Origin of the sequence: Zymomonas mobilis subsp. mobilis ATCC 10988, from assembly GCF_000175255.2 — a bacterium.
In the GTDB taxonomy this organism is placed as follows: domain Bacteria; phylum Pseudomonadota; class Alphaproteobacteria; order Sphingomonadales; family Sphingomonadaceae; genus Zymomonas; species Zymomonas mobilis.
In genome coordinates, this window is sequence record NC_017262.1 from 1,442,959 (window position 1) to 1,456,134 (window position 13,176).

Genomic DNA, 13,176 nt, shown 5'->3' on the forward strand with positions numbered 1-13,176 from the left:
AATGGCATAATCACGAGCTTTGTTCCGATTACAAACACTATATAATATAGTATGTGAATGGGCTTAGAATGTTCCGTTCATTCATAATTCAACTAAAAATATCTCTTTTTAAAGCTTTTGATATATTTTAACCTTTTGGCTTTCTTCCCTTTTACAAGACGCTTGTTTTTAATATTTTTTATTATAACCTTAGGTAATATTATCCGCTTTTGGCTTGAGGTGTTGCGATATGCGTCGTCTGATTCCCGTGTCCTTGCTTATGTTCATGGCCTTTTCTCCAGCCAATGCGGTGCCAGCACCCAAGATCGCTATCTCCAATTTTGATCAACTAGCGCATCCCTTGCCTATGCCTTACAATGAACGGGCACATGCTGAGAAAGCTGTTGCCGAGGCTCGAGCCAAAGCCAAAAAAGCCAATAAGCTCCTTTTGATTGATCTCGGCGGCAATTGGTGCCCTGACTGCCGAATCTTGGGCGGCATGTTCGATCAGCCGGATTTAAAACGGTTTATGGATAAACATTATGAAATCGTTACGGTTGATGTGGGACGCTTCGATAAAAATCTGTCTATTCCCGCGCATTACGGTCTAAATGATCGTTTAAAAGGTGCTCCGACCTTGCTGATTGTTGACCCAAAAACAGATAAATTATTGAACCCGGGGCATGTCACGGCTTTGGCTGATGCCCGCTCGATGACGCCCCAGGCTATTGCCGACTGGCTGGCACAGTGGGTTCACTAGGCTCAGGACTCATTCTTTGAGATAGAAGATGAAACTTGCTGCGATATGGATTGCTGACATGAATGTGTGAGCGCACCGGTCGTATCGTGTTGCGACACGCCGCCAGTCTTTGAGCTTTGCGAACATATTTTCGATGAGGTGACGCTTTTTATACAGATGCCAGTCGTAAGGCGGCTTTGATTTCCGGTTCTTCTTCGGCGGAATACAGGCGGTGATATTCCGGTCTGCGAGAGACTGTCTGATTTTATTACTGTCGTATCCCCGGTCCCCGAGAATTTCTTGTGTTTCTTCCGGCAGATTTGCCAGCAGAACATCCGCGCCTTTGAAGTCACTGACCTGACCTGCGGTCAGATGCAGCCGGACAGGGCGGCCCTGACTATCGCATACAGCGTGAAGCTTTGAGTTCAGTCCGCCTTTCGTGCGTCCGATATGGCGGGGAAAAGCCCCTTTTTGAGCAGGGAGGCCGCTGTCCGGTGTGCTTTCAGATGTGTTGCATCGATCATCAGACGCTTCGAACGGCCTGCCTGCTCCGTCAGGGCGACGAAGATCCGGTCAAAGACACCCAGGCGGCTCCACCGGATAAACCGGTTGTATAAAGTCTTGTGCGGGCCATACGCTTTCGGGGCGTCTTTCCACTGAAGGCCGTTGCGGATCACGTAAACGATCCCGCTCAGGACACGACGGTCATCGACACGCGGCACACCATGCGCCAGTGGAAAAAACGGCTTAATCCGTTCCATCTGGTGCTCAGACAGCAAAAACACGTCACTCACAGCTTCACCTCCATCGGTAAACCTGTGAATCACAACAGCCCGCTCAACTCAAGAAATTAACAGGTCCTGAGCCTAAATAGCTTGTGACAGCACCTTGTAGATGGCTGTGGTTAGGTTTTGTAATTCTTTAGGTGTAATCGTAAAGGCTGGTGTCAGATAAACGATATTTCTGAAGGGGCGTATCCAAACATTTTGCTCCAATAATTGGCTTTTCAGCTTATTCATATCGGTTATCTTTTCCAACTCGACAACACCTACCGCACCCATCACTCTGACATCCTTGACGCCGGGCAATGCCCGACAGGGGGCTAATTCGTCAGTCATCTGTTGTGAAATTTTTGCAACTTGCTCCAACCTGTTTTCTTGTTCAAACAAGTCCAAAGAGGCCAAAGCACAGGCACAAGCGAGGGGATTTGCCATAAAGGTTGGGCCATGCATTAACGCATGAATGGGATTATCCGACAGAAAACTATTAAAAATAGACGTTGTCGCAACGGTTGCCGCCAAAGCCATCGTCCCCCCCGTCAAAGCCTTGGAAAGCGTTATTATATCTGGTGCGACATTTGCCTGTTCAAAGGCAAACATGCTGCCTGTTCTTCCAAAGCCTGTGAAAATTTCATCAAAGATTAGAAGAAGATTATATTTGTCGGCAAAGTAACGCAGACGCTTTAAAACCTCTGGGGAATGGAACAGCATTCCTCCCGCACCTTGTATCAAAGGTTCAGTAATAATCGCTGCGATTTCGCTATGATGCTGTTCCAGAAAAAGATCAAAGCGCGCTATGCTCTCTTCGTCCTTTGGTAAATCAACAATGTAATGCTCTGGCAAAATCCCCGTGAAGAGACTGTGCATCCCTTCTTCTGGATCACAGATCGCCATGGTCGCCATGGTATCCCCATGATACCCCCCTCTAAAAGCTAATAGCTTCTTTCTTTTAGTGTCGCCTTTATTCAGCCAATATTGCATAGCCATTTTTAAGGCGACCTCGACCGCTACTGATCCAGAGTCACTAAAGAAAACGTGATTGAGATTATCTGGCAAAATTTTCGCTAGGCGACTTGCCAAGCGCAAAGCAGGCTCATGGACAATCCCGCCAAACATAATATGAGGCATTTCTCGAAGCTGTTCTTCAGCTTTTTTATAAATATAAGGATGATTATAGCCGTGACAGGCGGTCCACCATGATGCGATACCGTCTATCAGTTCTCGCCCGTCAGCTAAATAAATACGGCTTTCTTTTGTTGCTATAGCTGGAATCGGTGCAGTCATTGTCTGCATTTGTGTATAGGGTAACCAAATGTGAGAAAGACCGTCTTTTAACCAACTGGGATTATTCATTGTCACGACCTTAGCTAAGATTTTATCTATAGAATGGTAATCGGGCTGCTTGATTGGAATATTGTTATGACGTGTTTTGACCATCATTTTCATCAAGCCCTTATTGGTCTTGATCAAAAAAAGTTAAGACGGACGATATCTGGTATCAAGCCAGAAGAAGGGGCAATGATTAGAGCTCTTTCTGATAATCAGCTTTTATGTGATTTTTCTTCTAATGATTACCTTGGTCTTTCTTCCCATCCGCTTCTAAAAGAGCGATCCCAGTTATGGACAGATCAATTCGGAGTTGGCTCTCGGGCTTCGCGTCTGGTTTCTGGAACGCTACCGATACATCTTGAAGTCGAAAAAAAAGTGGCTCTTTTAAAAGGCAAGGAAGCGGCTTTACTCTTTCCATCTGGCTGGCAAGCTAATGCTTCAGTTTTACCCGCCTTATTTCGACTCTCGCTTGAACAAACTGGTCATAAGGCTCTTGTTTTTACGGATAAGCTAAATCATGCAAGTATACATCTTGGATGCTCCGCTGCCGGTATCAAGCAAATCCGATTTCGCCATAATGATTTGCCTCATTTAGAACAGCTTCTAGAAAAACAAAAACAGGTAGATGGACTCCGCTTTATTATAACCGAAAGCGTTTTTAGTATGGATGGCGATCAGGCAGAGATCGGAACGCTTCGTCAAATCGCTGATAAATATAATGCCTTTCTCTATGTGGATGAAGCCCATGCAACAGGTGTTCTCGGAGAAAATGGCCAAGGGCTTGCTGGAGGCGCTAACGGGGCTGATTTGGTTATGGGAACATTTAGTAAGGCGTTAGGCTGCTTTGGAGCTTATATTGCAGGATCTACATTGCTTTGTGATTGGCTTGTGAATAGCTGTTCTGGATTTATCTATAGCACAGCTATACCGCCATCAATGATTGGAGCAATGGACGCTGCTTTGGATATTCTTCCGACTTTGTCAAAAGAACGCAAACAACTTATTGAAAGATCGAATCATATCCGAAAAGAATTCCAATCTATGGGGTTAGATACTGGCTTATCTTCTACTCATATTATTCCTGTTGTGATCGGTAATAATGAAGCCACCTTGTTGGCTGCGCAGAGATTAAAAGATGAGGGTATTCTCGCTATTGCAATCCGGCCTCCCACTGTGCCGCTTCATGCTGGACGTCTTCGCTTTGCTATAACCTCTCTTCATAACGATGCCATGCTAGAACATCTGAGTCATGTTATGAAAAAATTAGCGGCTGAAATACACAGAGGATCTTCGATATGAAAATCCCTCGCTTTCTCTTTGTGCATGGATGGGGATTCGATCGAAATTTTTGGGAACCTGTGCGGCGGGCTATAGGACAGCATAATGGCGATAGCCTTGATTTTGGCTATTTTGGCCAGTCCAAGTTAGAGTATGATTGGTCGCAGCCTTTTATAGCCGTAGGGCATTCCCTTGGTTTCCTTTGGTTATTACAGCAACCTCTTGCCGCTTGTATTCAATTGATTTCGATTAATGGATTTTCCCGTTTTTTTGCTGGTTCTGACTGGCCTTTTGGAGTGCCTCAAAGAGTGACGAAGCGGATGCAGCTAGCACTTCATAGAGATGCAAAAAAAACATTAGATCAATTTTATGAGACTGTAGGATTCTTTGATACCTCAGAAAAGCGATATGATCTCGCTGCTTTGGATAATGGTTTAGAATTTTTGATGACGCAAGACAATCGTAGTATTGCAAAGAAACAGGCGCATAAAATAGCTATTATGGCCAGCGATCAAGACCCCATCGTTCCCGTCTCTTTGACTAAAGCTTGCTTCCCAACACCCACACCTATTCTTTGGAATAAAGACGGCGGCCATTTACTCCCGATTACAGATCCCGATTCCTGCGCTAATTTTATTCGTGATGTAGTGAAATGTATAAAATGAAGGATAAGTCGCGGAAAAATCAAATTATAGAGCGCTTTGGAAAGGCAAGCGCTTACGATCAAGCTGCATTTGTCCAAAAAATTGTTGCTAAGAAATTAGCTGAAAAAATCAAATTAACTTTCCCAAATTCTACATTCTTACCAATTAAAATATTAGAATTTGGTTGTGGAACTGGCTTTTTGACGGAAGAGCTTACTCGTCTTTTTCCAAAGGCCGAGATTACTGTCTCAGATATTTCTCCTGCGATGTTAGAGCGAGCAAAAACAAAATTTGATCCTCTTCGTAATGCTCTCAATTTTCAGGTGTTAGATGGCGAGAATCCTCCCCAATATCCTTTCTATGACCTGATTTGTTCCAGCCTTAGTTTGCAGTGGTTTGCTGATAGACAGAAAGGACTACGCCGTCTTATTGACCAGCTTAACCCCGATGGTCAGTTGTGGGTTTCAACCTTATGCGAAAATAGCTTTCATGAGTGGCGACAGCTATACCATCAACGAAACTTGCTTTGTCCTATAATGGAATGTGCTTCAATAAGTGAGCTTCAATCCGATTGGCCCGCTTTAGGACAGGGCGAATGGATATCGGAAAAAATTATCGACTATCCTCAAAATGGATTTACCTTCCTTCGCCATTTTAAAAAAATAGGAGCCTCTCTACCGGAGGAGACTATTCCTCCATTGTCTGCATCTAAATTGAGGACTCTTTTAAAGTTATTTGATCAGGGAGAGAAAAAGATTACCTATCACGTAGGCTATGGCTCTTTTCGAAAATCATCAAGAAAAGGTGTCTTTGTAACAGGCACAGATACCGGTATTGGAAAAACATTAACAGCAGCATGCCTCGTTAGAGCTTGGAAATCTTTTTACTGGAAGCCCTTTCAGACAGGTTTATCGGAAGAAGAGGGTGATAGTGCAGTCGTTAAACGATTGGCTAAAATCTCTGATGATCAATTAATCCCCCCAGCCGTTACTTTGGCCGCGCCGTTATCACCTGAAGCTGCCGCAAAACAAGAAAATCGCATTATAACAAAACATGATATTAGTTTTCCGTCCTTAAAGGATAACGAAATTCTAGTGATTGAAGGTGCTGGTGGTTTGATGGTGCCCATCTCACCAGATAAAATGATGATTGACTTTATTCAGGATTGTCAATTGCCTGTTATTTTGGTGGCCAGAAGCGGGTTAGGAACAATCAACCATACACTTCTTAGCTTGGAAGCACTCCGTTCACGGAAAATCCCGATAGCAGGTGCCATTTTAAGCGGTACCCAAAATCAAGAAAACAGACAGGCTATCGAAAAATATGGTAAAGTATCTATCCTAGCAGAAATACCATGTCTAGATCAGGTTAATCCTGAGCAGATCGAGATTGTTGCGCGTAACATGCCTGCTTTTGATACCATTCGTCCAAGTATAGATTGCTGAAAACTGTCTAATGAAAAATAAGAATTGGTTTGAAGACAGTCACCCTGCACGGTTGCTGGCTACGCAATGGGAACAGTATTTGCAATTCTCATTGCGGCGTTCGCCTCATGGTATTCGGGCGTATATGGCCACTGTCCATCGCTTTATTAGCTTTCTTGGAAATCATCGCGGTGATTTAATTGATAAAAATACGCTCCAAAAAACTGATATTGCAGAAATTAGAGCTTTTTTAGCTTATCGTCGTCAATCCGGCCTAGCTAATAGTTCTGTCGCTCGCGAAATTTCAGGGATACGTGCTTTTTTGCGCTTTATAGGTCTAGATCCCATTCCGGCTATAAAAGGGGCACGGGTAAAGAAAGGCATCCCAAGACCTTTATCACCTGAAGATGCTGTCGCGCTAGCAAAGGAAGCCAGCGAAGAGGCTTCAGAACAATGGATAGAAGCACGTGATTTAGCCTTACTGCTTCTTTTATATGGTTCTGGTCTTCGGATAAGCGAAGCGCTTAATTTGACATGTGAAATATTACCCCTACAGACGACTTTAAGGGTTGTAGGCAAACGATCTAAAATACGCATTGTGCCTTTGCTAGAAAAAGTAAAAAGAGCAATGGAAACCTACGTCCGGCTTTGCCCCTATGCTTTTTCTGGAAGTCAGCCTTTTTTTAGAGGTGCAAAAGGGGGTGTTCTTTCTGCTGACGTTCTACGACGGACAGTCCGCAAGGCGCGCTACCACCTTGGCCTTGATAACAAGGCAACACCACATGCGTTACGTCATAGCTTTGCATCTCATCTACTGGGGCGGGGGGCAGATCTCCGTAGCTTGCAAGAGTTACTAGGCCATGCAAGCCTTTCTTCTACGCAAATATACACAGCAGTTGATGCAGCTCGTTTGCTAGATGTTTATCGGGCGGCACATCCCCGCGCCGATAAATAGCATCTTATAGGCTTTTGATTTTATTTTCGATTTTATCCCATATCATACCGGCAACATTACTATCGTTAAAACGATCCATCGCGACAATCCCAGTCGGAGATGTGACATTTATTTCCGTCAGATATCCTGCAATCACATCAATTCCGACAAATAGGAGCCCTTGTTTTGCTAATTCTGGCCCTAAAATCTGACAAATTTCTTTTTCTTTCTCAGTAAGAGAAGCCGCCTCGGCGGTTCCTCCGACACCTAAATTAGATCTAATCTCACCCTGACGGGGGACTCGATTGATAGCGCCCGCCACTTCTCCGTCGACTAGAATAATTCGTTTATCACCCTTACTAACATCTGGGATAAAAGCCTGCGCCATATAAGGTTCTCTCCAGACTTCGCCAAATAATTCTGACAGTGCTCCAATATTTTTCCCGTCACGGCCGATATAAAATACAGCGGATCCAGCATTACCATAAAGGGGTTTAACTACGATTTCATGATGCCTCTTATGAAAAGCCCGTAATTGTTCGACATCGCGCGTAATCAATGTCGGTGGCATAAATTGAGCGAAATCAAGAACATATAATTTTTCAGGCGCATTTCTTACAGCTGCGGGATTATTAACCACTAAAGTTTTATTCGTAATGCGTTCAAGCAAATGGGTGGCTGTAATATAGGCAAGATCAAAAGGAGGATCCTGCCTCATTAAAACAACATCAACATCACTTTCTAAATCAATCTCTTCTTCAGGCTCCTCGGTATAATGAGAACCTTGAACCGCATTAACTTGAACGGGATGCGCTTTTGCAACAACTCGACCTTCTTTATAGCTGAGATCTGAAGCCAGATAATGCCATAATTTATAACCACGTTTTTGAGCTGCTAGCATAAGAGCAAAGGAAGAATCACCCGCTATCTTAACAGATTCCAAAGGGTCCATCTGAACCGCAACTTTAAGATGCACCGTATATATCTCCCAAAATTCAAACTCTCTTATAGAGAATTGCCTTTCAGGCTCTTTTATTTCAAGCCATTAAATCGAAGATTATAGCTTTAATATCTAAGCTATAAGAATTATTTTTTAATTTTAATGAATTTTTTGGAGAAATTTACAAAATTTTTTGTGCAAAATGGTGAAATGTTTTATTTTGAATGGCAAAAATAAAAGAATTCGAATTAGTTACTTTATTAAAAAATATATTCCTTCCCAAGGAAACCAGTTTTTCTTGATTCCCTTGGGTGCTTCCTAACCAGATTAAATACTCTTTAACTAGGCTCAGGACTCATTCTTTGAGATAGAAGATGAAACTTGCTGCGATATGGATTGCTGACATGAATGTGTGAGCGCACCGGTCGTATCGTGTTGCGACACGCCGCCAGTCTTTGAGCTTTGCGAACATATTTTCGATGAGGTGACGTTTTTTATACAGATGCCAGTCGTAAGGCGGCTTTGATTTCCGGTTCTTCTTCGGCGGAATACAGGCGGTGATATTCCGGTCTGCGAGAGACTGTCTGATTTTATTACTGTCGTATCCCCGGTCCCCGAGAATTTCTTGTGTTTCTTCCGGCAGATTTGCCAGCAGAACATCCGCGCCTTTGAAGTCACTGACCTGACCTGCGGTCAGATGCAGCCGGACAGGGCGGCCCTGACTATCGCATACAGCGTGAAGCTTTGAGTTCAGTCCGCCTTTCGTGCGTCCGATATGGCGGGGAAAAGCCCCTTTTTGAGCAGGGAGGCCGCTGTCCGGTGTGCTTTCAGATGTGTTGCATCGATCATCAGACGCTTTGAACGGCCTGCCTGCTCCGTCAGGGCGACGAAGATCCGGTCAAAGACACCCAGGCGGCTCCACCGGATAAACCGGTTGTATAAAGTCTTGTGCGGGCCATACGCTTTCGGGGCGTCTTTCCACTGAAGGCCGTTGCGGATCACGTAAACGATCCCGCTCAGGACACGACGGTCATCGACACGCGGCACACCATGCGCCAGTGGAAAAAACGGCTTAATCCGTTCCATCTGGTGCTCAGACAGCAAAAACACGTCACTCACAGCTTCACCTCCATCGGTAAACCTGTGAATCACAACAGCCCGCTCAACTCAAGAAATTAACAGGTCCTGAGCCTAGAAATGGTGGGGTAAAAGATTTTAGACATTGAAGCGGAACAGCATGATATCACCATCAGTAACAACATACTCTTTGCCTTCTTGACGCAGCTTACCTGCTTCACGAGCTCCAGCATCACCACCACATGCAATATAGTCATCAAAGCCGATAGTTTCTGCCCGAATAAAACCGCGCTCGAAATCTGTGTGAATAACGCCAGCGGCTTGTGGTGCTTTTGCGCCTTTTGTTATAGTCCATGCACGAGCTTCTTTTGGACCAACCGTAAAAAACGTAATAAGATCAAGCAGGTCATAGCCCGCGCGAATAATTCTACCTAGTCCGGTTTCCTTTAATCCTAGGTCAGACAAGAAAACAGATCGGTCTTCGGGTTCCATTGTCGCTATTTCAGATTCAATGGCAGCCGAAACAATGACAGCTCTTGATCCTTCAGCTTTTGCGCGTTCAAAGATTTTTGCAGAAAATTCATTGCCTTCAGCTGCAGCCGCTTCATCAACATTACATACATACAAGATCGGTTTTGCTGTAATAAGCTGTGCTTGAGCAAAATGACGCTCTTCATCTACGTCTTTAGGTTGTGTCAAACGCGCCGGCTTCCCATCACGTAATAAATCAAGGGCTTGCCCCAAAACACTGGCGGCCACTTTCGCCTCTTTATCTCCGCCTTGAGCTTTTTTTTGGAGGTTGGGAACTCTTTTCTCAAGACTCTCGAGATCCGCTAACAGTAATTCTGTTTCAATTATCTCTGCATCTGCGACTGGATCAACTTTGCCTTCGACATGAGTAATATCATCGTCTTCGAAACAACGTAATACATGGACGATAGCATCAACTTCACGGATATGCCCTAAAAACTGATTTCCTAAGCCTTCACCCTTTGATGCGCCTCGAACCAGACCTGCAATATCGACAAAGCCTAACTGTGTTTCAACAACACGTTGAGAGTTAGCAATCTCTGCAATTTGGTTCAAGCGAGGGTCGGGTACAGCAACCTGGCCGACATTAGGCTCAATGGTGCAAAACGGATAGTTGGCCGCCTGAGCTGCCGCGGTTTCTGTCAGCGCATTGAAAAGGGTTGATTTCCCGACATTTGGCAAACCCACAATACCGCAACGAAAACCCATATCTTTATCCTTCTATTTTTAATTCCGTTTAATGGATACAAACCATAGCTTAGGACTGACGACGTAAAGCAATTTCACTCATAAAACGGGCATCGTCATCATTTGCTAGCCACGGAATTGCTTGATTTATAGCATTTAACATGTCAGCGAGACTATCTGTTTCACTTTTGGCAAAATTGCCAAGAACATAATCATGAACGCGAGATTTCTCTCCTGGATGTCCGATACCCAATCTTACCCGCCGAAAACTTTGTCCTATGTGAGCAATCGTAGATCGAAGTCCATTATGTCCAGCCGCCCCGCCGCCTTTTTTCACCTTAACCCGCATAGGGGCAATATCTAATTCATCATGAAAAACTGTTACATCTTCGGGTGTTAATTTGTAAAAACGCATGGCTTCACCAATCGCGCGTCCGCTTTCATTCATAAAAGTGGCTGGTTTCAAAAGCAGGATACGTTCTTGATCAATTTGGCCAAGGGAGATTTGACCTTGAAAAGCTCTTTTCCATGGCGCGAAGGATCTTTCGCTGGCTAGCATATCAACTGCCATAAAGCCTACATTATGCCGATTAAGTGCGTAAGATGACCCAGGATTACCAAGGCCTGCCCAAATCTGCATTCTGTTCTACCTAGAAAATAATATAAAAATATGAAGAAAAATCCGCCTGCCGTATGACAGGCGGATCATTATCCTTATTCAGATTTTTCAGCTTCTTTCTTTTCAGCAGAAGCTGCGGAAGCTGCAGCAGCAAGAGCTGCATCGGCTTCGTCATCAGCATTGCTTTTCATGCCTGACGGTGCAATCACCGTCGCTGCCGTTGATTCATGTTCATCATGAGCCAATTCGGCACCTTCTGGCAGCTTAATCTGATTCAGATGAATAGAATCGCCTACTTCAAGGCCAGCGACAGAAACAACAATTTCTTCAGGGATAGCTGTCGCTTTAACTTTAAGCTTCAGTTCGTGATGAATAATGTTGAGAACACCACCAAGCTTGATGCCCGGTGATTTTTCTTCATCAACATACGAAACTGGAATAGCCACTTCGACCAGGCTATTTGCACTAACGCGCAGAAAATCTACATGCAGTACTCGATCCGTTACAGGATGGAACTGAACATCTTTCGGGATGGTCGGTAATTTTTGACCATCAACATCAATGGTAACAACAGAGTTCATGAAATGGCCAGTGTTTAACATTTTAAACAAGGCAATATGATCTACAGTGATACCCATTGCAGGGGTTTTATCGCCATAAATAACAGCAGGAACGAGGCCTTCGCGACGGATAGCGCGGGAGGCTCCCTTACCAGCCCGGTCGCGCTTTTTAGCCAACAGGTTGAGCGTGTCGCTCATGTTAGTCTCCAAAATTTTAAATTAGAAAAAACGGGTCGCCTCCAGGGATGATCGACCCGTAGAAAGGCTCATAGAGGAGGACCTCCTCTCGAGCAAGCCGCTATACAAAGAAAACCGCTTCTTTCGGGCGCTATTATTCAAATTCTTTAGGAAAACGGACAAATTTTTATTTGTTTGCTGTTTTTGCTTTCAGCTTTTCTAATATGGAAAATGGCGAGGCTTTCTCTTCTGGCAAGACGCCAGCTTTTGTTAATATCTGATCGGCATCAGGATGGCGGGGAAAAGAGGGGAGAACGAGGAGTAATGTTTCAGCGACAGCTTCGCCCAAATCGATCCGACTGTTGCTATAGAAAACAGTATCACAATCATCAGGTGATAGTTCTATTTCTTCTTCGAAGTCTTTTTCAGATTCTTCTGGTTGGAATCTTAGAGCAAAGTCTTCATCAACCATTATCGGTAAAGGTAGACCTGTCGCAGAGCAATTTTGGATGACAGAAGCTTTTATTCTACCATGCGCAACAACGGTTGTCCCCTCACGATAGAAGTCAATATTCGCTTGGAGTGAATCTATAGCTTTCAACGAAAAGCGTTTAGCTAAAGCCGATTTTTCTATATCATTCGCCTGTAAGCTGACATGCTGTGCTTGCTCGCTAATCTGATTTAGGTTAAAAATGCGCGAAAATTCTGGGGATACGGATGTATCCATCGGGTCTCTCCCGAAAAAAGGAATGAAATATCTGTTCGATTAGGCTTTTTCCATTTGTTCAAATCAAAAAAAGCTTTAACCAGACAGAATATAGCTATTGTTTGTAATATAGTTCAATCATAGCTTCCCATGAAGGGGATGGATTGGATTTTTCATATATTTTGCTGATAGCCTTTACTTTGAAACAAAGGCCTATGGAGTACATAACTCAATATGACCATTAACCGGTTGGGAAAAAAAGGCAAAGCAGGCATACTTCTTATGCTGGCCGGCTTGTCTGTCGGATGCACAAGAATAAGAGACCATCGCGGATATATGGTCGATAAAGCCATGGTTCAGTCTGTTTCCCCGGGTGTGGACAACCGGCAATCTGTTGAAAAAACTTTAGGCCGCCCGACTTTAGCAGGCGAGTTCGATCCTAATGTATGGTATTACATCAGCACTGATACAAAACAGCTCGTCTTCTCTTTGCCGAAAGCTTACAAACAAAATGTTTTAGCTGTTCATTTTGATCCAAGAGGAAATGTTTCTCGTGTTGAGACTATGGGGCTTGAACATGTTTCCCATATCCATCCAATCAGAGACCAAACTGTAACCCTCAGTACCCATCGTGGTTTCTTTGCTGAGCTATTTAATAACGTAGCCGCTGTTGGAGGTATGGCAGGGATGACACCTGTAGGAGCTGGTCCCGGTGGTACGACACCTTAAAAATGAGTAATTTTATTCCAATATTTTACTGTATCGTTTTTTGA

Annotated in this window: 14 protein-coding genes; 6 read left to right on the top strand and 8 right to left on the bottom strand. The window is 44.0% G+C overall.

Annotated elements, in window-relative coordinates; all coding sequences use genetic code 11:
* Positions 1-229 precede the first annotated feature (229 nt).
* On the top strand, positions 230-739 hold the full coding sequence (locus ZMOB_RS06450; RefSeq protein WP_012817590.1) for a thioredoxin family protein: 510 nt from the start codon (positions 230-232) through the stop codon (positions 737-739).
* Between the two features lie 9 nt (positions 740-748).
* Here the strand turns inward: ZMOB_RS06450 and ZMOB_RS09900 are convergent.
* A protein-coding gene (locus tag ZMOB_RS09900; protein WP_099045773.1) for an IS5 family transposase occupies positions 749-1,512 on the bottom strand; the annotation gives its coding sequence in 2 pieces (ribosomal slippage) (positions 749-1,179 and positions 1,179-1,512; 765 coding nt in all).
* A 72-nt stretch (positions 1,513-1,584) separates the two neighbouring features.
* Positions 1,585-2,850, bottom strand: a complete 1,266-nt coding sequence (locus ZMOB_RS06460; RefSeq protein WP_014500957.1) for an adenosylmethionine--8-amino-7-oxononanoate transaminase — start codon at positions 2,848-2,850, stop codon at positions 1,585-1,587.
* A 66-nt stretch (positions 2,851-2,916) separates the two neighbouring features.
* Between ZMOB_RS06460 and ZMOB_RS06465 the strand changes: the two genes are divergently transcribed.
* From ZMOB_RS06465 to ZMOB_RS06480, 4 genes are read left to right on the top strand one after another with little or no spacing between them, the layout of a single operon-like run.
* Positions 2,917-4,125, top strand: coding sequence for an aminotransferase class I/II-fold pyridoxal phosphate-dependent enzyme (locus ZMOB_RS06465; protein WP_014500958.1), 1,209 nt, complete (start codon positions 2,917-2,919; stop codon positions 4,123-4,125).
* Positions 4,122-4,769: an alpha/beta hydrolase gene (locus ZMOB_RS06470; RefSeq protein ID WP_011241641.1), complete on the top strand. Its 648-nt coding sequence runs from the start codon at positions 4,122-4,124 to the stop codon at positions 4,767-4,769. The genes ZMOB_RS06465 and ZMOB_RS06470 overlap by 4 nt, the downstream gene beginning before the upstream one ends.
* Positions 4,766-6,193, top strand: a complete 1,428-nt coding sequence (gene bioD, locus ZMOB_RS06475) for a dethiobiotin synthase (protein WP_014500959.1) — start codon at positions 4,766-4,768, stop codon at positions 6,191-6,193. The genes ZMOB_RS06470 and bioD overlap by 4 nt, the downstream gene beginning before the upstream one ends.
* Before the next feature lie 10 nt (positions 6,194-6,203).
* Complete coding sequence (locus tag ZMOB_RS06480; protein WP_014500960.1) at positions 6,204-7,127, top strand: tyrosine recombinase XerC; 924 nt, start codon at positions 6,204-6,206, stop codon at positions 7,125-7,127.
* A gap of 4 nt (positions 7,128-7,131) precedes the next feature.
* On the opposite strand, the gene gshB is transcribed toward ZMOB_RS06480, so the two are convergent.
* The 6 genes from gshB to ZMOB_RS06510 form a co-directional block, all read right to left on the bottom strand.
* The gene (gene gshB / locus ZMOB_RS06485) at positions 7,132-8,082 is read right to left on the bottom strand and encodes a glutathione synthase (RefSeq protein ID WP_014500961.1); all 951 of its coding nucleotides are present in this window, start codon (positions 8,080-8,082) and stop codon (positions 7,132-7,134) included.
* Positions 8,083-8,401: 319 nt separating this feature from the next.
* A protein-coding gene (locus ZMOB_RS09905; protein ID WP_099045773.1) for an IS5 family transposase occupies positions 8,402-9,165 on the bottom strand; the annotation gives its coding sequence in 2 pieces (ribosomal slippage) (positions 8,402-8,832 and positions 8,832-9,165; 765 coding nt in all).
* Positions 9,166-9,261: 96 nt separating this feature from the next.
* Positions 9,262-10,362 (bottom strand): redox-regulated ATPase YchF, encoded by a 1,101-nt coding sequence (gene ychF, locus ZMOB_RS06495; protein ID WP_012817597.1) that lies wholly within the window; start codon positions 10,360-10,362, stop codon positions 9,262-9,264.
* A gap of 49 nt (positions 10,363-10,411) precedes the next feature.
* Positions 10,412-10,981 (bottom strand): aminoacyl-tRNA hydrolase, encoded by a 570-nt coding sequence (gene pth / locus ZMOB_RS06500; RefSeq protein WP_014500962.1) that lies wholly within the window; start codon positions 10,979-10,981, stop codon positions 10,412-10,414.
* 74 nt (positions 10,982-11,055) lie between these two features.
* Entirely contained in the window at positions 11,056-11,718 is a 663-nt protein-coding gene (locus tag ZMOB_RS06505; protein WP_011241635.1) for a 50S ribosomal protein L25/general stress protein Ctc, read from the bottom strand.
* Positions 11,719-11,884: 166 nt separating this feature from the next.
* The gene (locus tag ZMOB_RS06510; RefSeq protein WP_011241634.1) at positions 11,885-12,424 is read right to left on the bottom strand and encodes a YceD family protein; all 540 of its coding nucleotides are present in this window, start codon (positions 12,422-12,424) and stop codon (positions 11,885-11,887) included.
* Positions 12,425-12,637: 213 nt separating this feature from the next.
* Here ZMOB_RS06510 and ZMOB_RS06515 point away from each other — a divergent pair, with 213 nt between their 5' ends.
* Positions 12,638-13,132: an outer membrane protein assembly factor BamE gene (locus ZMOB_RS06515; protein WP_017466467.1), complete on the top strand. Its 495-nt coding sequence runs from the start codon at positions 12,638-12,640 to the stop codon at positions 13,130-13,132.
* Positions 13,133-13,176 lie beyond the last annotated feature (44 nt).

Coding starts and splice junctions, on each gene's coding strand:
- ZMOB_RS06450 (WP_012817590.1), top strand. CDS start 230: ATGCGTCGTCTGATTCCCGTGTCCTTGCTTATGTTCATGGCCTTTTCT.
- ZMOB_RS06460 (WP_014500957.1), bottom strand. CDS start 2,850: ATGAATAATCCCAGTTGGTTAAAAGACGGTCTTTCTCACATTTGGTTA.
- ZMOB_RS06465 (WP_014500958.1), top strand. CDS start 2,917: ATGACGTGTTTTGACCATCATTTTCATCAAGCCCTTATTGGTCTTGAT.
- ZMOB_RS06470 (WP_011241641.1), top strand. CDS start 4,122: ATGAAAATCCCTCGCTTTCTCTTTGTGCATGGATGGGGATTCGATCGA.
- bioD (WP_014500959.1), top strand. CDS start 4,766: ATGAAGGATAAGTCGCGGAAAAATCAAATTATAGAGCGCTTTGGAAAG.
- ZMOB_RS06480 (WP_014500960.1), top strand. CDS start 6,204: ATGAAAAATAAGAATTGGTTTGAAGACAGTCACCCTGCACGGTTGCTG.
- ychF (WP_012817597.1), bottom strand. CDS start 10,362: ATGGGTTTTCGTTGCGGTATTGTGGGTTTGCCAAATGTCGGGAAATCA.
- pth (WP_014500962.1), bottom strand. CDS start 10,981: ATGCAGATTTGGGCAGGCCTTGGTAATCCTGGGTCATCTTACGCACTT.
- ZMOB_RS06505 (WP_011241635.1), bottom strand. CDS start 11,718: ATGAGCGACACGCTCAACCTGTTGGCTAAAAAGCGCGACCGGGCTGGT.
- ZMOB_RS06510 (WP_011241634.1), bottom strand. CDS start 12,424: ATGGATACATCCGTATCCCCAGAATTTTCGCGCATTTTTAACCTAAAT.
- ZMOB_RS06515 (WP_017466467.1), top strand. CDS start 12,638: ATGACCATTAACCGGTTGGGAAAAAAAGGCAAAGCAGGCATACTTCTT.